Consider the following 19,034-nt stretch of genomic DNA (forward strand, 5'->3'; position numbering starts at 1 on the left):
TCGCATTTGCCGGTGCCCGGCGGGCGCAAAACTGGAATCCTGCCACCAGCGCGAGAGGAATTCGAAGGAGACCGGGATGGACGAAAAACACAGCGGAGCATGCCTGTGCGGAGCGGTGCGCTTCAGGACGAGGGGAGCCCTGCGCGGTGTCGTCTACTGCCACTGCTCGCAATGCCGCAGGCAGAACGGCCATTTCGTCGCGGCGACATCGGCCAAGGATGCCGATGTCGACATAGAGGGAGCCGAGGTGCTCAGCTGGTATGGCGCGTCCGATGTCGCCAGACGCGGATTTTGCCGCATCTGCGGCTCGCTGCTGTTCTGGAAGCACAACGAGCTGGACCAGATTTCGATCATGGCCGGCGCCTTCGACAGGCCGTCCGGACTTGCCGGGGAAAGCCATATCTTCGTTGGCGACAAGGGCGACTATTATTCGATCGACGACGGGCTGCCGCAGTTCGAGAAATCGTCGCCCTCGGTCAAGGTCGCCGGTGAGGCCGCCGAATGACCGGCAAGCGAGCAAAGCGGCAGAGCGCGTGATTTTTGGCGGCACTGCCTTATTCCATTGATCCAGCCGTTGCTATATCCCCTGCCGGTCACTCGGAAAGGGGATTTGGGCATGCAGCGGCTGATCGATGCTTTCTTCAACTCGGTGCGGGCGTTCCGCAAGCTGGCTGCCCACGAAAAAGCCTTCCAGCAGGAGCTGATGCTGCTCACCCTTGCCCTGCCGGCGGGCTGGTTCATCTCGGTGTCGTGGCGCGGCTACGCGCTGCTGCTCGGCGCGGTGCTGCTGCTGATCATGGTCGAAGTGCTCAACACCGGCATCGAGGCTGCCTGCGACGCCTTCAGCCGCGAGTTCAATGTCGACATCCAGCTCGCCAAGGATTGCGGTTCGCTGGCGGTGCTGATCTCGGTGGTGATCGTAGCCGGCGTCTGGGGCATCGCCATTATCGAGCGCATCACGGGACTACCGATCTAGTATAGCGCTTCCTACATGACGGTTACCAAAGGAGACTGTCATGTCGGACGCCGCTGATTTTCTGTTGCTCGAGCGAGCCGGCCTGCCGGACGATCTGCGCTGGCTGACACAAAAATATCCGCGCGAGACCTGGCAGGGCCACGGCAATATTCATGGCCTCGCCAATATGTGGCTTGGGCGGCACGACATGTTCCGCGAGCTCGGCGGCTTGCTCACCGACGGCATTGGCATTTATCGCGAGGGCAGGCTGACAGCGCCTGACTTCGCGCGCTGGTTCGCGCCGCGGCTGAACCATTTCCTCGGCAATCTCGACGGCCACCACAACGTCGAGGACTATCAGTACTTTCCGGCTTTCGCCAAGGCCGAGCCCCGGTTGAAGCGCGGCTTCGAGATCCTCGATGCCGATCATCACACCATCCACGAGGGGCTGGAGCGCAATGCCGAGGCGGCGAATGCCTTCATCCGAACGCTGCAGGAGAGCGAGGACAGACAGCGCTTTGCCGCCGATGCCTATGCCGATGAGAACAGCCGGCTGATCGCCATGCTCACAAGGCATCTGGCCGACGAAGAGGATTTGATCATCCCGCTGATCCTCGACCGTGGCGACAGCGCGCTCGACGCCGAGACCGACATCGACTGAGCCTATTTGGCCTCGCTCTGACCATCCCTTGCGTCGTTGGCGCGCTCCTTCTTGGCGACGCTATGGGCCAGGAACCAGGCGAGGATGGCGACGGCAAGGCCGATCGCCAGCGCGGTCAGCAGCCGTTCGTGACGCGCCAGCGCCTGGCCGACGATGCGTTCGGCGCCCAGTCCGAAGACGTAGCCGACCGTGCAAAACAGCGCCGCCCAGACCAGCGACGAGATGGCATTGAGGAGGACGAAGCGCGTCACTGTGATGCTGGCGAAGCCGGCGGCGACGCCGCCGACCAGGCGCATGCCGTAGATGTAGCGGTTCGAAAGCACGAAGATGTTGGGATGGGAGGAGACGAGACGGAAGGCATGGCTGAAGCCTGGCCGCGCCTTCAGCCTGAGCACATAGGGATGATCGGCGAAGCTGCGGCCGAGGATGAAGAAGAAGGTGTCACCGGCGAAGGCGCCGATGGCCGCAGCCAGGAAAGCCTGCCAGGCCACGAAGACATGCTGATGGGCAAAGAAGCCGGCGAGGATGGCAGCGCTTTCGCCTTCGGCGACGCAGCCCAGGAAGACCGCGACCAGCCCGTACTGCTCGATGAAGTGATGGATGGCCTCGGTCATCAGGGGCTTTGTCGCGCCGACAGCTTTTCGTCGATGCGTCTGACCTGCTCGGCCAGCCGCACGATCTCGTCGCGCATGCCTATCAGCTCGCTGTGGCGCAGTTCGTCCAGCTTCTCGTGCAGCGCCATGATCTCGATCTCGGCCTTGAGGTTGACCTCATAGTCGTGGGCGGCGTCGATGCGGTCGCGCTCGGTCTGGCGGTTCTGCGACATCATGATCACCGGCGCCTGCAGTGCTGCGATCATCGACAGCACGAGGTTGAGGAAGATGAAGGGGTAGGGGTCGAAGGCGGCGCGCGACAGCAGCCAGACATTGCCGCAGGTCCACAGGATCAGGAAGGCGACGAAGGTCAGGATGAACGACCATGAACCGCCGATGCGGGCGATGGTGTCAGCGACGCGGTCGCCGAATGTCTGGTGAAAGGCGACGGCCTTGTTTGTGTCCTTCGAGATGGTGGTGCGATCGAGCGCGCTTTGCAGCACCCGGCTCTCGATCTGGCCGAGGCCATCCAGCCGGCGTTTGAGCCAGCGGTTGGCCAGGTCATCGATTGTCTTGTTCATGTCGCCCTCCGTCATGAAAGCTTGCATAGAGGTAGAGGCTGCCGGCCCGAACGGGAAGTGTTACATTGACGCGAACCCGCGAGGATACCCATGGCCGATTTCCAGAAAATCCGCGCCCGCGCGGCGAAGCGCAAGGGCGGGGAAGCAGCGCTTCAATCGCTGCTCGGGCCGATGCCCGACAACAAGGCCGTGGCGAAGATCGGGGATGACCGCATCCTGTCGACCATGGCCGAGCGCATTTTCGCAGCCGGTTTCGTCTGGCGCGTCATCGAGCAGAAGTGGCCGGGTTTCGAGGAGGCCTTCCTCAGCTTCGAGCCGAAGCGGCTGTTGTTCCAGCCCGACGATTTCTGGCACGAACTGGCCTCCGACAAGCGCATCGTGCGCAATCCGCAGAAGATCAGGTCCGTCCGCGACAATGCCGCCTTCGTCGAGCGCGTGGCGAAGGAGCATGGCGGCTTCGGCAAATTCCTCGCCGCCTGGCCGGCCGACGACCAGGTCGGGCTGACCGCCTGGCTTGGCAAGCATGGCAGCCGGCTTGGCGGCAACACCGGCCAGTATTTCCTGCGCTGGCTGGAGTGGGACACCTTCATCGTCTCGACCGACATGGCGGCGGCGCTGCGCGATGCCGGTATCGACATCGCCGAGAACCCGACCTCGAAGCGGGACCTCGACAAGATCCAGGCGCAGATCAATCAATGGTCGACTGAAACCGGCCTGCCGCGCCGGCACATTTCCCGAATACTTTCGATGTCGATCGGCGAGAACCACTCGCCGGAAGCCCTGCGAGAATATATGGGCGAATAGGATTTCGCGACATTGGCCCGCTGGGCATAGTGGCCCAAGCGAACGCCATTGCCGGGCGAAATTTGCCGCGCTAAACCCGCAGGCATGACCAAGAAGCCCGACATCCTGCGCATCGCCATCGCCCAGCTCAATCCGACTGTCGGCGACGTCGCCGGCAATCTCGCCAAGGCGCGCGAGGCGCGCGCGGACGCCGCCCGACAGGGCGCCGACATCGTGCTCTACACCGAGCTCTTCCTCGCCGGCTATCCGCCGGAGGATCTGGTGCTGAAGCCGGCTTTCCTGAAGGCTTGTGAGAAGGCCGCGGAAGATTTCGCCAAGGACACTGCCGATGGTGGTCCCGGCGTCATCATCGGCACGCCCCTGAAGCGCAAGAGCGGCACGCACAATTCGATCATCGTCGCCGATGGCGGCAAGATCCTCGCCGAGCGCTACAAGCTCGATCTGCCGAACTACGGCGAATTCGACGAGAAACGCGTCTTCCAGGCCGGGCCGGAATTGCAGGGACCGGTCAATTTCCGCGGCGTGCGCATCGGTATTCCGATCTGCGAGGACATCTGGGGCGAGGTCGCCGTCTGCGAGACGCTGGCCGAAAGCGGCGCCGAGATCCTGCTGGTGCCGAACGGCTCGCCCTATTACCGCGCCAAGATCGACATCCGCCACCAGGTCGTCATCCGCCAAATCATCGAATGCGGCCTGCCGATGATCTACGCCAACCAGCTCGGCGGCCAGGACGAACTGATCTTCGACGGCGCTTCCTTTGCCATAGGCGCTGACAAGACGCTTGCCTTCCAGATGAGCCAGTTCGAGGAGGCGGTCGACGTCACCACCTGGAAGCGCACGCAGGATGGCTGGGCCTGCTCCGAAGGGCCGATGTCGAAGATCCCGGAGCGGGAGGAGGCCGACTACCGGGCCTGCATGCTGGGCTTGCGCGACTACGTCAACAAGAACGGCTTCAAGAACGTCGTGCTCGGCCTTTCCGGCGGCATCGATTCGGCGATCTGCGCCGCGCTAGCCGTCGATGCGTTGGGCGAGGAGCGGCTGCGCGCCGTGATGATGCCGTATCGCTATACCTCGAAGGATTCGCTTAAGGATGCCGAGGACTGCGCCCGCGCGCTCGGCTGCCGCTATGACATCGTGCCGATCTTCGAGCCGGTCGAAGGTTTTCTGCACACGCTGACGCAGATGTTCGAAGGCACCAAGGAAGGCATCACAGAGGAGAACCTGCAGAGCCGCGCGCGCGGCACCATCCTGATGGCGATCTCCAACAAGTTCGGTTCGATGGTCGTCACCACCGGCAACAAGAGCGAGATGTCGGTCGGCTACGCCACGCTTTACGGCGACATGAATGGCGGCTTCAACCCGATCAAGGACCTCTACAAGATGCAGGTCTACGCGCTGTCGCGCTGGCGCAACAGCCATGTGCCGCCGGGCGCGCTCGGCCCTTCCGGCGAGGTGATCCCGAAAAACATCATCGACAAGGCGCCGTCGGCGGAGCTGCGCGAGAACCAGACCGACCAGGACTCGCTGCCGCCCTATCCGGTGCTCGACGACATTCTGGAGTGCCTGGTCGAGAACGAGATGGGCGTCGACGATATCGTCGCGCGCGGCCATGACCGGGCGACGGTGGCGCGGGTCGAGCACCTGCTCTACATCGCCGAATACAAGCGCCGGCAAGCCGCGCCGGGCGTGAAGATCACCCGAAAGAATTTCGGCCGCGACCGCCGCTACCCGATCACCAACCGGTTCAGGGACGGGCGGTAAACGCTTCTTTCCTGCCCAGCCTGAACAGCCACGGTACAACCGGCCGTTGTTGCAAAATCGTCTCACTGCTTGGACCAGATGCGCATTCGCCCGCGGACTGTCTTGGCGATGCGCAAGAGCGTCTCTATAAGAACGTCTCCGCGATTCTCCACCAGGAGGAACCGAATGCCACGATTGGAAATCGTTATGCGAGGCCGCGAAGCCTAGGTCCTGATCGTCGCCTCGCGAAGGCTTGCCTTCGCGACAAAGCTTCGATCGAGGAAAGGCATTTGCCGCTGCCGGTCGCCGCCCGATATGGGCGAGCCGCCACTATGCTGAACCTCCGTATTCCGGGCGCCAGATTGGCGCCGACGCGGTTTTTCTCAATTCCATCTTACCGGGACCGGGCACATTTGCGCCCGGATGACATCATGGCTCGTTTTCGAATCGACCTGCGCGCCGACGCCTTCCGCAGCGTGCTCGGCTTCACGCTCGGCCATTGGCGGCGCCAGCCGTGGCGGCTTTCGCTAATCATGGGCGCCTTCCTGCTGTCGACGCTGGCCGACGTGCTGACGCCGCTCTATTCCGGCCGGCTGGTCGACGCCGTCGCCAATGGCAGTGCAGCCGATGCCGTCGCCTGGAACGCGGCGATTTCGGCCTTCTGGATGCTGGTTGCCCTGGCGCTGGCCGGCGTCGTGCTGCGCAACGCCGCCTTCATGGCCATCGTCGAGCTGACGCTGAAGATGATGGCCGATATCGCGGCCGACGCCTTCCATCGCGTCCAGCGCTTTTCCACCGACTGGCATGCCAACAGCTTCGCCGGTTCGACCGTGCGCAAGATCACGCGCGGCATGTGGGCGCTCGACCTGCTCAACGACACGATCCTGATCGCGCTCTTGCCGTCGGTCGTCATGCTCGTCGGCTCGACGCTGCTGCTCGGCTGGTTCTGGCCGCTTATGGGCGCGGTGGTCGCCGTCGGCTCGGTGCTGTTCATCACGGTGACGGCGACGCTGTCGCTTGGCTATGTCGCGCCGGCCGCCCGGCTCGCCAACACCTGGGACACGCGCCTTGGCGGCTCGCTGGCCGATGCGGTGAGCTGCAATGCCGTGGTCAAGGGCTTCGGCGCCGAGACGCGCGAGGAGGCGCGGCTTGCAAGGGTCGTCGCCAAATGGCGCGCCCGCACGGGCCGCACCTGGGTGCGCGGCACCATCAACGGCACCACCCAGGGCACGATGCTTCTGCTGCTGAGGACCGCCGTCATCGGTCTGGCGCTGATGCTGTGGGCCTGGGGGCAGGCCAGCGCCGGCGACGTTGCCTTCGTGCTGACTTCGTTCTTCGTGCTGCAAGGCTATCTGCGCGACATCGGCACGCATATCCGCAATCTGCAGCGCTCGATTAACGACATGGAGGAACTGGTCGACTTCCAGGCCGAACCGCTCGGCATCGAGGACCGGCCGGCGGCCGGGCCGATCCGCATCAACGATGGGCGCATCAGGTTCGACAGGGTCACCTTCCACTATGGTAACCACCGGCTGCCGCTCTATCGCGATTTCTCGGTCGAGATCGCCTCCGGCGAGCGCGTCGGACTGGTCGGCCATTCCGGTTCGGGCAAGACGACCTTCGTCAAGCTGATCCAGCGCCTCTACGACGTGAACGCCGGCAGGATCCTGATCGACGGCCAGGATATTTCCGAGGTGGCGCAGGCATCGCTGCGCGCGCAGATCGCCATCGTCCAGCAAGAGCCGATCCTGTTCCATCGGTCGCTTGCCGAGAACATCGCCTATGCCCGGCCCAGCGCCACGCAGGCCGAGATCGAGCATGCGGCGCGGCTGGCGAGCGCGCATGACTTCATCTGCGACCTGCCGAAAGGCTATGGCACGCTGGTGGGCGAGCGTGGCGTGAAGCTGTCGGGCGGCGAGCGGCAGCGGGTGGCGATAGCGCGCGCCTTCCTCGCCGATGCACGCATCCTGATCCTCGACGAGGCGACGTCCAGCCTCGATTCGGAATCGGAAGTGCTGATCCAGCAGGCGATGGAGCGGCTGATGGTCGGCCGCACGACGCTGGTCATCGCGCACCGGCTGTCGACGGTCAGGGCGCTCGACCGGCTGCTGGTGTTCGATCGCGGCCGCATCATCGAGGAGGGCTCGCACGACCAGCTGATCCGGTTGAACGGCGGCATCTACCGCCGCCTGTTCGAGCGCCAGGCGCTCGAACTGACCAAGGGCCTGGTGATCTGAGGCGAAGGGCATTCCGTGCCGTCCCGGTCCGGGGTGCCCTTTATTTCGATACGGAGAGGAACGACCCGGTCCGGCGAGACCTGGCCTGGGCGACGGCGATCAGCCGTAGTGCAGCTTCGGCTTCGGCTCGGTGCCGCTGAATTGGACGCCGACGCGGTCGTTGCGGCGCCAGCGGACCTCAGACCGATAGGCGACGCCGTCGACCGGCACGTAGAGCAGGAAGCGATCGGGAACGTGGGCGTCCGGCGCGACCTTCAGCTCGGCGCCGCCGTCATTCTGGTTGCGCAAGGTGCAGCTGATCTCGGAATTCTGGATGCCGGTGATGATCGAGCCGCCCTTGAGCACACGCTGTCGGTGCTTACGCCGAAGATCGTCGGAATTGTCCTCGAGGGGTCTTGCGGTATTCGTCATCACCAAAACGCCAAGGCAGCCGAATCGAATCTAGGGGCCATCCTTGCGTACGGCAATGCCCACGCCAAAGCCTTGCCCGCCGGCAATGGCGTTTGGTGGACAACTCACGCGAATTTGTGCGGGTCGGCGCAGAAATAGGCGATGATCTGGCAGAGGTCCGGTTCGTTGACCATGCGCACGGCTTCGGCGGAGCTCACCCATTTGCGGGTGCGCGCGCGCTTTTCCTTCCAGCGGTCGGCGATGTGGTCGACCCGCAACGGGTAGACCAGCACCTCGCAAGGCACTTCCTCACCGGAAGCCAGCACCTTGGCGTAGAAATACCGGCCGGCTTCGAGATGGGAGACGGTGCCGCGCAATCCGGCTTCCTCGCCGGCCTCGCGCGCGGCCGCCTCGCTAAGTGGCTCCTTGGCCTCCGGCCAGCCCTTGGGCAGCACCCAGCGGCCGGTGTCGCGGCTGGTGATCAGCATGATCTCGACACCATTTTCGGCCTCGCGCCAGGGCAGGGCGGCAACCTGCAGGCGGCAAGGCGCGCTGCCGAAGAGTCGCCGGACTCTTTCGGCCAGATGGTTGTGCGTCGTTGGCCTTGTCAGCATCGGAGAAGCTAGCCCCAGCCCTCGAACTCGTTCGTTGCCTCACGAATCTTACCTCTGATCATACGCGACAAAAGTAAAAAACTTCACAGGAACTTGTTGAATTCCACCAAGAAAAGTCGATTGCGTGAAATGGCCTTGCGGCGCGCATTTCATGCGCAGCAAAAAAATGCGTCGTGAACCGTTTCAGTGGAAAAAATGACCGATCAACCGGCGTGATCGTCCGCGATCGGCTTCTGGTAGGTGAAGCCCATATCCCAGGGGAAATAGATCCAGGTGTCCTGGCTGACCTCGGTGACGAAGGTGTCGACCAGCGGCCGCCCCTTCGGCTTGGCGTAGACGGTGGCGAAATGCGCCTTGGGCATCATGGCGCGCACGATGCCCGCAGTCTTGCCGGTGTCGGTCAGGTCGTCGATGATCAGCACGCCGGCACCATCATCGGCGAGCAGCGCCGGCGTGATCTCCTTCAGCACCTGCAACTGCCCCTGGCTGGTGTAGTCGTGATAGGAGGCGACGCAGACCGTCTCGATCACCCGGATGCCGAGCTCGCGCGAGATGATGGCGGCGGGCACAAGGCCGCCGCGGGTGATGCAGACGATCGCCTTCCACTGCCCCTTGCTGGCGCCGGCAAGCCGCCAGGCAAGCGCGCGGGCGTCGCGGTGGAACTGGTCCCAGGAGACCGGGAAAGCTTTTTCGGGAAGGGACATTTTTCACGCACTCCGCAGCACGCGACCAGGCGCGTGACGATATCCAAGGGAATGCAGGCGGAATTAGCGGGAAAATGCCGGCTTTGGCAAGCTCGCAACAAGCCATGCCTGTGGACTTAAGCCCGCGCGCTTTGCTTATCGGGATTATCGCGACAGGAAAGCTGCCACCGGCGCGGTGCGCAGCACCGTGCGCGTCACGCCGCCGAACAAGAGCTGGCGCAGCCAGGAATGGCTGTAGGCGCCGAGCACGAGCAGATCGGCGCCGGTCTCGGCGATGCGGGTCTGGATGAGGTCGTCGACGGAAGCGCCGTTCGACTGCTGCACCGACACGCTGACGGTGGCGCCGTGCCTGGAAAGCGCCGCGGCGATCTCGGCGCCGGCGGCTTCCGGGGTCTCGTCCAGCGACTCAGGCGGATCGATGATCAATATGTCCGTCTTCTCGGCCTCGCTGATGAAGGGCAGGGCGTCGAAGGCGGCGCGTGCCGCTTCCTTGCTGCCGTTCCAGGCCAGGAGCACGCGCTTGAAAGTTGTAAGGAGTGGCCCTTCATGCGGCACCACGAGCACCGGCCGGCCGGCATCATAGACGAGCGTGTCGACGTCGGCGCCCGGGTCGCCGCCGGTGTCGCGCTGCGCGGCGATGATCAGGTCGGCGGCGCGGACGGTGGAAATGCCGGTCAGCGCGCTGTCGCCGGAAAAGCTCTCGAGGCTGCGCCACTCGAAGGACAGGCCGGACTCCTCGATACGCCTCAGGAATAGGGCCTCCAGCTTGTCGGCGCGCTCGCGGTTCATCTCGGCCGACACCTGCAGGAATTCGGTGTCCGGAAAGCCGGTGGCCGAGGTGTAGGGAACGGGCAGCGCTTCGGCATGGATGCCGACGAGATGGCTCTGGAAGCGGTCGGCAAGCGGGATGGCGCAAGCGAGCACGCGCTCGGCGTCCTGCTCGTTCTGCAAAATGGCGACGATGGTCTTGAAGCGCATGCTGGGTCCCTCAACGTGTCGGCGCAATGCGGCGCGCGTCCAAGGAAACGTCACAGTGCCATGCTTGGTTCCGGGCCGACCGGGGAACCGAAATCGCCAGATCAGCCGGCAGCAGCGGCGAAGCCGGCGACCATGGCTTCGACATCCTTGCGCGCGGCCTCCAGCGCTGCCTCGTCGCGGGCGCGCACGACGAGTTCGGTCCAGAACTTGCCGTCGCCATATTTCGGATAGGAGCCGATGATGGTGTCGGGATGCGCCTTCTGGATGTCGGCCAGTGGGCCGCCGATGATGCCTTCGCCGAACGGGCAATGGACGGTCGCCGACAGCATTTTGGTGCCCGCCTTCAGCGTCGGCACGACATTGTCGAGCATGGCCTGGAAGATCGCCGGCACGCCGGCCATGACATGGACGTTGCCGATGCGAAAGCCGGGCGCGATCGACACCGGATTGTCGATGTGGTCGGCGCCGCGCGGCATGCGCGCCATGCGCTTCCTCGCCTCGGTGTATTCGATGCCGCGCGCGGCGTAGCTCGCCTCCAGCATCGCATAGGCCTTGGTGTCATACTCGCACGGCACGCCGAATGCCTTGGCGATCGAATCGGCGGTGATGTCGTCATGCGTCGGGCCGATGCCGCCGGTGGTGAAGACATAGGTGTAGCGGGCGCGCACGGCATTGACCGCGGCGACGATCTCGTTCTCCTCGTCGGGAACGACGCGGACTTCCTTGAGGTCGATGCCGATGGCCGTCATGATGTCGGCGAGGTGGCCGATGTTCCTGTCCTTGGTCCGACCCGACAGGATCTCGTCGCCGATGACGAGCATGGCGGCGGTGACGATTTCAGGCATGACAGGCTCCGGCAAACAGGGTCGCCTGAGATAGCGCGGCGACGGAGCGGCGGCAATGCGCCAGCACTATGCCACGGCGGCGCCTTGCGGCGACATCTGCGGCAGGTAAGCTGCCTGCGTTGCCAGTGAGAGGAAAAATGCTGCTGTCGATCTTGTCCTGGCTGCTCGGTGGCCTGCTCCTGCTCGCTGTTGCCGTAGTCGTCGGCCTTGTGCTGGCGACATGGTGGATCGGCGCCAAGGCCGAGAGGCTGGTACCGGCGCGCGGAAAATTCGTCGAGATCGACGGCAACCGTATCCATTATGTCGAGGAAGGCGAGGGCAGGCCGATCGTCTTCCTGCACGGGCTCGGCGCCCAACTTCACCATTTCCGCCACACGCTGTTCGGCCGCTTCGGCCCGGGCTATCGCCTGATCGCGCTCGACCGTTCGGGCTCCGGCTATTCGGTGCGGGCTGGCGACGCCACGGGGCGACTGCCCGAGCAGGCCGAAATCGTGCGGCGCTTCATCGACAGGCTCGGGCTGGAAAAGCCGCTGGTCGTTGGTCATTCGCTGGGCGGCGCGATCGCGCTGACGCTGGCGGTGGAGCACCCCGGGACGATTTCTGGCATCGCCTTGCTGGCACCCCTGACGCATCTGGAAACCAGGGCGCGCCAGAAATTCGACTTGCTCTACGTTCCTTCGCGACTGCTGCGCCGGATCATGGCGAATACGGTGGCGATACCGTTGAGTTTGAAATACGCGGAGCCGACAATGAGGTTCATCTTCGCGCCGCAGGCCGTTCCCGGTGACTATATGACCGGAGGAGGCGGCTGGCTTGGGTTGCGGCCCGCCCATTTCCATGCAACCTCGACCGACATCGTTGCGGTGGAACAGGATCTCGGCCGCATCGAGCAGCGCTATGGCGAGATCGCCATGCCTGCCGGCATTCTGTTCGGCACCGCCGACCGCGTCATTGGCATGGCTATACATGGCGAACCGATGCGGGACAGGCTCAAAGGGCTCGATTTCGAGGCCGTCGACGGTTTGGGCCACATGCCGCAATTCATCGATCCGGAGCGCGTCACCGCCTTCATCAAGCGCATTGCCGCGCGCGCCTTTGCCACGAAGAGCCTCTCAGCCATCGACTGAACGCCGAAGCGGGCTAGCCGGGACCCGATGCCAATGCCGGGCAGAACGTCAACGATCAGTATTGCGGCAAGTAGCGGACCGCGCGCTTTCCTAGTGGCTGGCTAGGATGCCCTCGCGGGCATCCGCGGCCGCTGCGGCAAGAGCCGCCCCAGGAATAGATGCTAATCGGAAACTTCGGTTTGCGGCCGGTCCCTGCCATCGGCCAGTTCATCGTGCCACTTGCCTTCGGCGTCCTCGTACTGGATGCCGTCCGTGGTGCCGGCGATCTGCTGCTCGGCCGAAGCGATCTCGGCGGCGCGCAGCGCGTCCTGGTGGGTGGGGAACGTCTCCGAGAAGGTCGAGCCGACCTTGTAGGCCCAGCCGCCATCGTGCTCGACGATCTTGTAAGTCAGCTTCGCCATGAAGTCCTCCGGTTGAAAAGGCCCCTTTTTGCTCAATGCAGCCGATCGTCGGGCAAGCGGTCGTCGGGCACCAGCACTTCCGATTCCTTGGCCGCTTCGATCAAGGCCCGGCGCGCATCCGCGGTTGAACGATAACCCTCCAGCACTTTCAGGCAAGTGTCGACTGCATCACGATGGCGGGGGCCGCGATTGAGCGGCCAAACCGTCATCAGGCACTCCGCTGCCTCCCTGGTGCTGCGGATCTGGCGATATTTGCCGACATGGCCGAGTTCGACCACCACCGGCTTTTCAAAGGGTTTGCTGTCCATCATGGCCGCAAACGCAAAGCAGCCAAATTGGTTGCAATCGTGTCGTCCGGGCTGCGCCCAAACGTCTCAGCGAGGTGGTCAGCTCGCCGCCTTCATCCAGTGCCGCATCGTCGTCACCGAGCGGGCAAGCTGCGGCGCGGGATGGATCTCCTGGCCGAAGGTCGCCGCGGCGCGCCATCCCCAGCGCGGATCGGCGAGGAAGGCGCGCGCCAGCGCCACCATATCGGCCTGGCCGTCGGCAACGATCGCCTCGGCCTGCTTCGGGTCGTCGATCAGCCCAACGGCTCGCGTCGGGATGCCGGCGCCTTTTCGCACCGCTTCCGCCAGATGCACCTGGTAGCCAGGCCCAGACGGCAGCTGCTGCAAGGGGGAATTGCCGCCGCTCGAGCAGCAGAGATAGGCGATGCCCTCGGCCTTCAGCGCCTTGGTCACCTCGATGGCATCCTCGACATCGAAACCGCCTTCGACCCATTCCTTGACCGACAGGCGCGCGCCGAGCATCAGCCTGGGGACGGCTTTCCGCACCGCCCTGGCGATCTCGATGACGAAACGCATGCGGTTCTCAAGCGAACCGCCCCAGCGATCGGTGCGCCGGTTGGATAGCGGCGACAGGAACTGGAAGATCAGGTAGCCGTGCGCCGCGTGCAGTTCGATGAAGTCGAAACCGGAGCGTTCGGCGCGCCTCGCCGCATCGGCGAAACGCTCGATGATGCGCAGGATCTCGTCTTCCTCCAGGGCGTGCGGCACCTGCCAGCCTGTGTCGTAGGCGATGGCCGAGGCTGACACGATCGGCCAGGGATCCTGGTCGGGCTTGAGCGGCCCGCCGCCCTCCCACGGCCGCTGGCACGAAGCCTTGCGGCCGGCATGGGCAAGCTGGGTGCCGAATTTCGTGCCGGGCGCGGCGACGCGCCTTGCCGCGTCCAGCGTGCGCCGGGCAGCGGCCTCGTTGTCGTCGGAATAGAGGCCGAGGCAGCCATGCGAGATGCGTCCGCGCCGCTCGACGTCGGTCATCTCGACGGTGACCATGCCGGCGCCGGACATGGCAAGGTTCATCCAATGATAGAGATGCCAGTCGCTGGCGGATCCGTCCTCAGCCGAATACTGGCACATCGGCGCCACGGCGATGCGGTTGGGCAAGGTGAGGCCGCCAAGCGTGATCGGCTGGAAAAGCGATGAGGTCATGAAAAGAACTCCGGCAGGGGATGCTTATTTAGGCGAGGGCACCGGTACGCACCAGACACGAGGCGGCGAAACCTTGGTCTGGCCCAATCGCCGCCCGGATTGCATGAACGCCGGTTCGCGGCTACGCCATGGCGCCGGCACAAGGAGTTCATCATGGAAGATCGCATTCGCATCCGCTCGGAAGAGGTGCTTTCCGACGATTGGGCGGTCCTGAAGAAGACGGTCTTCGACTACCGCCGCCGCGACGGGCAGTGGGAGACGCAGATCCGCCAGACCTACGATCGCGGCGACGGCGCGGTGATCCTGCCTTTCGATCCATCGCGCTCGACCGTGCTGCTCGTGCGGCAGTTCCGCTATCCGGCCTACGCCACCGGCCACCATGAGCCGCTGATCGAGGCCTGCGCCGGCCTGCTCGACGAGAACGACCCGGAAACCTGCATCCGCAAGGAGGCGGAGGAAGAACTCGGCTACCGGCTGAAGGACGTCCAGAGGCTGTTCGCGCCCTATATGAGCCCAGGCAGCGTGACCGAGCGGCTCTGGTTCTTCGTCGCGCGCTACTCGCCGGCCGACCGCATCTCGGCCGGCGGCGGCGCGCCGGAAGAGGGCGAGGACATCGAGGTCCTGGAGATGACGCTCGACGAGGCGCTCGCCGGCATCGCCGACGGTAGCATCGTCGATGCCAAGACGATCATCCTGATCCAGCACCTGAAACTGTATCCGATACCGGCCTGAGGCGCCTGCCAGCGCCAAGTTCCGGTGTCTGCATCCTTCGCCTCCGCACGAGGGCGGTTGACTAAGGAAAGCGTACTTCAGAAGAGCGCCATGGAAAAAGCCTGGCCAACATGGCCGGCGCTCTGTGAATTTTGTCACAGACGCATTCACGCATTGGCCTAGCTTGCACGGCGTAGTTTTTCTGCAGCGGTGAAGGGAGCACTCCGATGCTTGTCAACCTTCCTATGCTTGTAACCCTTCCTCTTGTCGTAGTTGGTCCCCTTGTCGATTGGCTCGGTCGCCGAGCCGATCAGAAGGCGCAGTTGAAGGCAACGGACGAACTGAGCGAGTCGCCGGACGACATTCTCAGTGACATCGGGATTTCCCGTGACGACATCGAGACCATGCGCTGGCAGTCCAGCCATTAGGGTGGGCTTAAACCCATGCTTCCGCCTTAATCGCGCGTGGCCTCGACGTTGTTGCAACTAGCCGCCGGCCAGAGCATGCATCACCCGTGGTCACGCTTTCGGTCTACGCCACCTCTTCAAGAAGCCGGACGAAGGCGCGGCAGCGGCGATCGAAGTTGCGATGAGAGCGGGCGCGGAACAGCAATAGGGATATTTGGTGCCAAACGGTGCCAAATCCACCCACAGGACTAGACCGGTCTCGCCTTAAGTGCTTGTAATCGCGGCGCGCGGACGTGGCGGAACTGGTAGACGCAAGGGACTTAAAATCCCTCGATCTCTGATCGTACGGGTTCGATTCCCGTCGTCCGCACCAGCGCACTGGTGCGATCACGGAATTACGCTCTGCGGCCATGTCGCTAAGTTCATCTGGCGGCGGATTTGATCCGCCCAGGCCGGCGTCTTACCCCAAAGCCCCCCGCCCAACAGGCGCCGGCCTCTTTTTGTCCGAGATGACCTTGGAACTGAGCAATTCCGGACGGAAGACCTCCAGGCACTTTTTGGGATTGCTCTAACGCCTCTCGAAAATCAGCTTCCAGTTGCGAGCCCTCTCTCGTCACTCGCGAAAGTCCCGGTTTCGTCCGTTAGAAGTCGCTTAAGTAACCTTGTCGCGATTAGGCATTCGCACTAAACTCTGCCCTGCTCAAAGCGTGCCCAGTCCTCCGGTTTGTCACAAGGGGGTAGCGAATGCGCCACGTTTTGCTTTTGCTTCCATTGGTGCTTTTGCACATACCGATTGTAACGCATGCCGCCGCTATCCACGACGCCGCCACGAAGGGCGACGTGGCGGGGATCACGGCGGCGCTCGACGCAGGTGCCGGCGTCGATGAGAGTGATGGGAAGGCGACACCACTCTATCTTGCGGTCAAGGGTGGGCATTTCGCGGCGGCCAAACTGCTCATGGATCGCGGTGCCGACGTCAACGCCGCCCCGACACCGCTGTTGGGTCCTGCCCTGATGCCGGCTTTGGCTAAACGCAGGATCGACTTGATCAAACTGTTGCTGGACGGAGGCGCAAATCCAAATTCGAAGCGCAGCCGCGAAAACGCGATCCACATCGCGGTCAATCTCGGTTGCCTCGATTGCGTGAAGGCACTGGTCGAGGCCGGCGCTGACGTGAATGCGAAGACAAAGGACGGCAAGACACCGATCCATCTGGCAAGATTCAAAGGGCTGCGTGAAATCGCTGACTATCTCATGGCGCACGGCGTCGTCTTGCCAACGCCATCCCCGATCTCGATGAAGTTGGCCACTGCCGATATTGAGAAAGGCCGAACCTCCTTCACCCACCTGTGTGCCGGTTGCCACAATGTCGAGCCACAGGGAGGGACCAAGACGGGGCCGAACTTGTGGAGCGTCGTCGGCCGCGACAAGGCCTCCATGACGAAAATGCGTTATTCCGACACCTTGCTGGCCTGGGAAGGTGTGTGGACGTACGAGGACCTGAACAAATATCTGCTTGAGCCCATGGTCACTACCCCAGGCGTTTACATGGAGATGCCTGGTGTTCCGGACGAGACTGAACGGGTCAACCTGATCGCCTACTTGCGCACACTCAGTGACAAGCCAATCCCGCTACCCTGAGCCCGTCGTGCCTCCAGCACGATCCCGGCCCGGCCTCTCGGTCAGTTCGGGATCGAAAAAGGCGCTCCGGATTGCCCTGGTGCGATCACGGAATTACGCTTTTCGCTCGCGTCGCTAAGTTTATCTGGCGGCGGACTTGATCCGCGCAGGCCGGCGTCTTCCAGGCCCCACCCATTCCCCGCCCCCTGCGGGCGCCGGCCACCCCATTTCTGTCGAAATCGAAATCCCTGAGCAACGGGGAGGCCGCCTTCGCGTCCTGGCGGACTATCTTGCGGTCAGAATTTATAGCTCAGGTTCACCCCCAGCGTGTGGAGCTTGACGTCCTGATCGCGGTCGTCCGGGATGTCGAAGTGCTCCGAACGGAAATCGAAGTAGCGGTATTGGGCGCCAACCACGAATTTATCCGTCAGGGCATAGTCGACGCCGGCGCCGAGCGTCCAGCCGACTTCCGTGCGCGTGTCGGCAACGCCATTGCGTGACGCTTCGATGCCGGCGAAGGCGATTCCGCCGATGCCGTAGACCAGCACGCGGTCCATGGCATAGCCGGCCTTGGCATCGACGGAGCCGAACCATTTCAGCTCGGCGCCGGCGGAATCTCCGAGGCCGAGGTCCGCCGCGCCGTCGACCGAGGAATAGTTGAGATCGGCTACGGCGCCGAGCACCGCCTGGTCGAATTGCCAGAGGCCGGCGACGTGGCCGCCGATGAAACCGCCATCGAGGTCGGGCGAGGCGGAAAACGGCGCGCCGCCGCTCGAGCCCATGTCGGCGCGGCCCCAGCCATAGCCGGCCTGCAGGCCGGCATAATAGCCGGTCCAGTCGAAGCCCGGGGCCGTCATTGGCAGATCGGCGCCCACGTCCGCCGCCTGGGCCGACCCGGACAGCAGCGCAAGTAAACCGGCACTGACGAGCGTCAATCGACGCATCGAGCTCTCCGAAATGGCGGTTTCGAAAGACTCCCTGGTACAACCTAGCCTTATTCGCCGCAAAACGGAATTGGCTTCATTCAACAACGGTTTACGCGGGCGGGTTGCGCACCCGATCCTCCAGGTCGCGCTGCTTCTCGAGAGGCGGTGCCAGACCGTTGATGGCGAACTCGGACAGCACGGAGCCGGCGATGAAGATCAGGATCGGCACGCCCCATGTCCAGAACGAATGCAAGGTAAAGAATGCCAGTCCGGCAAGGCCGGCCGACACTGCGAAGATTGCGAACCTGACCGTCTCTGCCATTTTCCGCCAATCCGAATGATCGTCAGCGACCGACGAGCATTCCAGCTTCCTGGCTATTTGGCGTCGATGAAATCCAGCGCCGCCTTGCTGTATTCGTCCGGCGCCTGCAGCATGGCGAAATGGCTGGCCTTGGGCAAGATGATCAGCTTCGCACCAGGAATGACCGAGGCCATGTATTCGGTGTGCTCGCGTTTGATCGCCTCGTCATGGTCGCCGGCGACGATCGCCGTCGGCGTGGTAATCTTGCCGAGTTGTTCCTTGGTCCACGCCGGCTCGCTTTCCCACATATGGCTGATCTGCGCCACGAAGGCGTCATACTGGTCCGGTGTCTTCGACATCTTCTTGTAGTCGCGGCCAGAGCGCTCGATGTAGGCCGCAAAGGTCTTGTTGGTCATCACGCCCGGATCGACGCCTTCGGTGGTGACATTGGCGGCCTGCGCAAAGAGCCTTGTCAGCCGTTCTGGATGATGCAGCGCGATGTCGATACCGATAATGCCGCCATCGCTCCAGCCGACAAGCGCGGTCTTGTCGATCTTCAGGTAGTCGAGCAGCGCCAGATAGTCCGACGCCATCAGGTCGTAGCCATAGGGCTGCTCCGTGCGGGTGGAGCGGCCATGGCCGCGGCTGTCGGCGACAATGACCTTGTGCGTTTTGGAAAGCGTCGCCACCTGGCTCGCCCAGATGTCGGCGTGGCCGAGGCCGCCATGGATGAGCAGAACCGGGTCACCACCGCCGAAAACGGCGTAGTACATCTGGATGCCGTTGACCGGCGCATAGCCGCTCTGCTCGGGTTTGGGCATGGCCACCGGCTCCGGCAATGTCTGCCAACGTTCCTCGGCTGCGGCAAGAGCGGTTGACGCTATCAACAAGACGACGACTGCGATCGCTTTCCAGAGACGGGTCATGTTTCCCTCTTACGGTTCGGTCC

23 protein-coding genes and 1 tRNA gene are annotated in these 19,034 nt (G+C 63.6%); 11 read left to right on the plus strand and 13 right to left on the minus strand.

Translation table 11 applies throughout. The features are described 5' to 3' along the window. The first annotated feature begins 76 nt into the window (after window positions 1-76). The 3 genes from EN786_RS24565 (at window position 77) to EN786_RS24575 (ending at window position 1,616) form a co-directional block, all read left to right on the plus strand. On the plus strand, window positions 77-505 hold the full coding sequence (locus EN786_RS24565) for a GFA family protein (RefSeq protein ID WP_127283869.1): 429 nt from the start codon (window positions 77-79) through the stop codon (window positions 503-505). Window positions 506-616: 111 nt separating this feature from the next. Continuing rightward, window positions 617-976, plus strand: coding sequence for a diacylglycerol kinase (locus tag EN786_RS24570; RefSeq protein WP_126054317.1), 360 nt, complete (start codon window positions 617-619; stop codon window positions 974-976). 40 nt (window positions 977-1,016) lie between these two features. Continuing rightward, window positions 1,017-1,616 carry a hemerythrin domain-containing protein gene (locus tag EN786_RS24575; protein WP_127283870.1) on the plus strand — a complete coding sequence of 200 codons (600 nt, stop codon included), beginning with the start codon at window positions 1,017-1,019 and terminating at the stop codon, window positions 1,614-1,616. 2 nt (window positions 1,617-1,618) lie between these two features. On the opposite strand, the gene EN786_RS24580 is transcribed toward EN786_RS24575, so the two are convergent. Beyond that, entirely contained in the window at window positions 1,619-2,230 is a 612-nt protein-coding gene (locus EN786_RS24580) for a DedA family protein (RefSeq protein ID WP_127311505.1), read from the minus strand. Then, window positions 2,230-2,790 (minus strand): DUF1003 domain-containing protein, encoded by a 561-nt coding sequence (locus EN786_RS24585; protein ID WP_127283872.1) that lies wholly within the window; start codon window positions 2,788-2,790, stop codon window positions 2,230-2,232. The genes EN786_RS24580 and EN786_RS24585 overlap by 1 nt, the downstream gene beginning before the upstream one ends. A gap of 90 nt (window positions 2,791-2,880) precedes the next feature. On the opposite strand from EN786_RS24585, the gene EN786_RS24590 reads away from it, so the two are divergent. From EN786_RS24590 to EN786_RS24600, 3 genes are all read left to right on the plus strand, one after another. Continuing rightward, a complete protein-coding gene (locus EN786_RS24590) occupies window positions 2,881-3,594 on the plus strand; it encodes a DNA-3-methyladenine glycosylase I (protein WP_127311504.1) in 714 nt (237 codons plus the stop codon). Window positions 3,595-3,678: 84 nt separating this feature from the next. After that, on the plus strand, window positions 3,679-5,355 hold the full coding sequence (locus EN786_RS24595) for an NAD+ synthase (RefSeq protein ID WP_127311503.1): 1,677 nt from the start codon (window positions 3,679-3,681) through the stop codon (window positions 5,353-5,355). Between the two features lie 410 nt (window positions 5,356-5,765). Then, window positions 5,766-7,571, plus strand: coding sequence for an ABC transporter ATP-binding protein (locus EN786_RS24600; protein ID WP_135908942.1), 1,806 nt, complete (start codon window positions 5,766-5,768; stop codon window positions 7,569-7,571). 99 nt (window positions 7,572-7,670) lie between these two features. On the opposite strand, the gene EN786_RS24605 is transcribed toward EN786_RS24600, so the two are convergent. The 5 genes from EN786_RS24605 to EN786_RS24625 form a co-directional block, all read right to left on the minus strand. After that, window positions 7,671-7,982, minus strand: coding sequence for a PilZ domain-containing protein (locus EN786_RS24605; protein ID WP_127283876.1), 312 nt, complete (start codon window positions 7,980-7,982; stop codon window positions 7,671-7,673). Window positions 7,983-8,086: 104 nt separating this feature from the next. Beyond that, window positions 8,087-8,575 (minus strand): NUDIX hydrolase, encoded by a 489-nt coding sequence (locus tag EN786_RS24610; RefSeq protein ID WP_127310130.1) that lies wholly within the window; start codon window positions 8,573-8,575, stop codon window positions 8,087-8,089. A gap of 203 nt (window positions 8,576-8,778) precedes the next feature. Next, window positions 8,779-9,279, minus strand: a complete 501-nt coding sequence (gpt, locus tag EN786_RS24615) for a xanthine phosphoribosyltransferase (RefSeq protein WP_027145490.1) — start codon at window positions 9,277-9,279, stop codon at window positions 8,779-8,781. Between the two features lie 144 nt (window positions 9,280-9,423). Then, window positions 9,424-10,257: a universal stress protein gene (locus EN786_RS24620; RefSeq protein WP_127310129.1), complete on the minus strand. Its 834-nt coding sequence runs from the start codon at window positions 10,255-10,257 to the stop codon at window positions 9,424-9,426. A 101-nt stretch (window positions 10,258-10,358) separates the two neighbouring features. Further along, window positions 10,359-11,102, minus strand: a complete 744-nt coding sequence (locus tag EN786_RS24625; RefSeq protein ID WP_135908944.1) for a competence/damage-inducible protein A — start codon at window positions 11,100-11,102, stop codon at window positions 10,359-10,361. A gap of 137 nt (window positions 11,103-11,239) precedes the next feature. Between EN786_RS24625 and EN786_RS24630 the strand changes: the two genes are divergently transcribed. Continuing rightward, window positions 11,240-12,229 (plus strand): alpha/beta hydrolase, encoded by a 990-nt coding sequence (locus tag EN786_RS24630; RefSeq protein ID WP_127310127.1) that lies wholly within the window; start codon window positions 11,240-11,242, stop codon window positions 12,227-12,229. Window positions 12,230-12,390: 161 nt separating this feature from the next. Here the strand turns inward: EN786_RS24630 and EN786_RS24635 are convergent, their stop codons facing one another. The 3 genes from EN786_RS24635 to EN786_RS24645 form a co-directional block, all read right to left on the minus strand. Next, window positions 12,391-12,630 carry a DUF2188 domain-containing protein gene (locus tag EN786_RS24635; RefSeq protein WP_127283881.1) on the minus strand — a complete coding sequence of 80 codons (240 nt, stop codon included), beginning with the start codon at window positions 12,628-12,630 and terminating at the stop codon, window positions 12,391-12,393. A gap of 32 nt (window positions 12,631-12,662) precedes the next feature. Continuing rightward, window positions 12,663-12,941, minus strand: a complete 279-nt coding sequence (locus EN786_RS24640; protein WP_127310126.1) for a DUF982 domain-containing protein — start codon at window positions 12,939-12,941, stop codon at window positions 12,663-12,665. Window positions 12,942-13,016: 75 nt separating this feature from the next. Further along, window positions 13,017-14,120 (minus strand): NADH:flavin oxidoreductase/NADH oxidase, encoded by a 1,104-nt coding sequence (locus tag EN786_RS24645; protein ID WP_127310125.1) that lies wholly within the window; start codon window positions 14,118-14,120, stop codon window positions 13,017-13,019. A 153-nt stretch (window positions 14,121-14,273) separates the two neighbouring features. Between EN786_RS24645 and EN786_RS24650 the strand changes: the two genes are divergently transcribed. The 4 genes from EN786_RS24650 to EN786_RS24665 all read left to right on the plus strand — a co-directional run bounded on the left by EN786_RS24650 (window position 14,274) and on the right by EN786_RS24665 (window position 16,879). Next, window positions 14,274-14,852 carry an NUDIX domain-containing protein gene (locus EN786_RS24650; RefSeq protein WP_127283884.1) on the plus strand — a complete coding sequence of 193 codons (579 nt, stop codon included), beginning with the start codon at window positions 14,274-14,276 and terminating at the stop codon, window positions 14,850-14,852. A gap of 206 nt (window positions 14,853-15,058) precedes the next feature. After that, the gene (locus tag EN786_RS24655) at window positions 15,059-15,259 is read left to right on the plus strand and encodes a DUF1127 domain-containing protein (RefSeq protein WP_127283885.1); all 201 of its coding nucleotides are present in this window, start codon (window positions 15,059-15,061) and stop codon (window positions 15,257-15,259) included. 266 nt (window positions 15,260-15,525) lie between these two features. Then, window positions 15,526-15,611: transfer RNA gene (locus tag EN786_RS24660), tRNA-Leu, on the plus strand. A gap of 371 nt (window positions 15,612-15,982) precedes the next feature. Then, entirely contained in the window at window positions 15,983-16,879 is an 897-nt protein-coding gene (locus EN786_RS24665) for an ankyrin repeat domain-containing protein (protein ID WP_127310124.1), read from the plus strand. 275 nt (window positions 16,880-17,154) lie between these two features. Here the strand turns inward: EN786_RS24665 and EN786_RS24670 are convergent, their stop codons facing one another. From EN786_RS24670 to EN786_RS24680, 3 genes are all read right to left on the minus strand, one after another. After that, entirely contained in the window at window positions 17,155-17,802 is a 648-nt protein-coding gene (locus EN786_RS24670; protein ID WP_127286750.1) for an outer membrane protein, read from the minus strand. A 91-nt stretch (window positions 17,803-17,893) separates the two neighbouring features. After that, entirely contained in the window at window positions 17,894-18,106 is a 213-nt protein-coding gene (locus EN786_RS24675; protein WP_127286749.1) for a hypothetical protein, read from the minus strand. Between the two features lie 53 nt (window positions 18,107-18,159). Then, complete coding sequence (locus tag EN786_RS24680; RefSeq protein ID WP_127310123.1) at window positions 18,160-19,011, minus strand: alpha/beta hydrolase; 852 nt, start codon at window positions 19,009-19,011, stop codon at window positions 18,160-18,162. Between the last annotated feature and the right edge of the window lie 23 nt (window positions 19,012-19,034).

The organism is Mesorhizobium sp. M4B.F.Ca.ET.143.01.1.1 (assembly GCF_004792275.1).
GTDB classification, from domain to species: Bacteria; Pseudomonadota; Alphaproteobacteria; order Rhizobiales; family Rhizobiaceae; genus Mesorhizobium; species Mesorhizobium abyssinicae.

What these genes read in the sequence shown, in the direction of transcription:
- EN786_RS24565 (WP_127283869.1), top strand. Translation starts at nt 77, where the DNA reads ATGGACGAAAAACACAGCGGAGCATGCCTGTGCGGAGCGGTGCGCTTC.
- EN786_RS24570 (WP_126054317.1), top strand. Translation starts at nt 617, where the DNA reads ATGCAGCGGCTGATCGATGCTTTCTTCAACTCGGTGCGGGCGTTCCGC.
- EN786_RS24575 (WP_127283870.1), top strand. Translation starts at nt 1,017, where the DNA reads ATGTCGGACGCCGCTGATTTTCTGTTGCTCGAGCGAGCCGGCCTGCCG.
- EN786_RS24580 (WP_127311505.1), bottom strand. Translation starts at nt 2,230, where the DNA reads ATGACCGAGGCCATCCATCACTTCATCGAGCAGTACGGGCTGGTCGCG.
- EN786_RS24585 (WP_127283872.1), bottom strand. Translation starts at nt 2,790, where the DNA reads ATGAACAAGACAATCGATGACCTGGCCAACCGCTGGCTCAAACGCCGG.
- EN786_RS24590 (WP_127311504.1), top strand. Translation starts at nt 2,881, where the DNA reads ATGGCCGATTTCCAGAAAATCCGCGCCCGCGCGGCGAAGCGCAAGGGC.
- EN786_RS24595 (WP_127311503.1), top strand. Translation starts at nt 3,679, where the DNA reads ATGACCAAGAAGCCCGACATCCTGCGCATCGCCATCGCCCAGCTCAAT.
- EN786_RS24600 (WP_135908942.1), top strand. Translation starts at nt 5,766, where the DNA reads ATGGCTCGTTTTCGAATCGACCTGCGCGCCGACGCCTTCCGCAGCGTG.
- EN786_RS24605 (WP_127283876.1), bottom strand. Translation starts at nt 7,982, where the DNA reads ATGACGAATACCGCAAGACCCCTCGAGGACAATTCCGACGATCTTCGG.
- EN786_RS24610 (WP_127310130.1), bottom strand. Translation starts at nt 8,575, where the DNA reads ATGCTGACAAGGCCAACGACGCACAACCATCTGGCCGAAAGAGTCCGG.
- gpt (WP_027145490.1), bottom strand. Translation starts at nt 9,279, where the DNA reads ATGTCCCTTCCCGAAAAAGCTTTCCCGGTCTCCTGGGACCAGTTCCAC.
- EN786_RS24620 (WP_127310129.1), bottom strand. Translation starts at nt 10,257, where the DNA reads ATGCGCTTCAAGACCATCGTCGCCATTTTGCAGAACGAGCAGGACGCC.
- EN786_RS24625 (WP_135908944.1), bottom strand. Translation starts at nt 11,102, where the DNA reads ATGCCTGAAATCGTCACCGCCGCCATGCTCGTCATCGGCGACGAGATC.
- EN786_RS24630 (WP_127310127.1), top strand. Translation starts at nt 11,240, where the DNA reads ATGCTGCTGTCGATCTTGTCCTGGCTGCTCGGTGGCCTGCTCCTGCTC.
- EN786_RS24635 (WP_127283881.1), bottom strand. Translation starts at nt 12,630, where the DNA reads ATGGCGAAGCTGACTTACAAGATCGTCGAGCACGATGGCGGCTGGGCC.
- EN786_RS24640 (WP_127310126.1), bottom strand. Translation starts at nt 12,941, where the DNA reads ATGATGGACAGCAAACCCTTTGAAAAGCCGGTGGTGGTCGAACTCGGC.
- EN786_RS24645 (WP_127310125.1), bottom strand. Translation starts at nt 14,120, where the DNA reads ATGACCTCATCGCTTTTCCAGCCGATCACGCTTGGCGGCCTCACCTTG.
- EN786_RS24650 (WP_127283884.1), top strand. Translation starts at nt 14,274, where the DNA reads ATGGAAGATCGCATTCGCATCCGCTCGGAAGAGGTGCTTTCCGACGAT.
- EN786_RS24655 (WP_127283885.1), top strand. Translation starts at nt 15,059, where the DNA reads ATGCTTGTCAACCTTCCTATGCTTGTAACCCTTCCTCTTGTCGTAGTT.
- EN786_RS24665 (WP_127310124.1), top strand. Translation starts at nt 15,983, where the DNA reads ATGCGCCACGTTTTGCTTTTGCTTCCATTGGTGCTTTTGCACATACCG.
- EN786_RS24670 (WP_127286750.1), bottom strand. Translation starts at nt 17,802, where the DNA reads ATGCGTCGATTGACGCTCGTCAGTGCCGGTTTACTTGCGCTGCTGTCC.
- EN786_RS24675 (WP_127286749.1), bottom strand. Translation starts at nt 18,106, where the DNA reads ATGGCAGAGACGGTCAGGTTCGCAATCTTCGCAGTGTCGGCCGGCCTT.
- EN786_RS24680 (WP_127310123.1), bottom strand. Translation starts at nt 19,011, where the DNA reads ATGACCCGTCTCTGGAAAGCGATCGCAGTCGTCGTCTTGTTGATAGCG.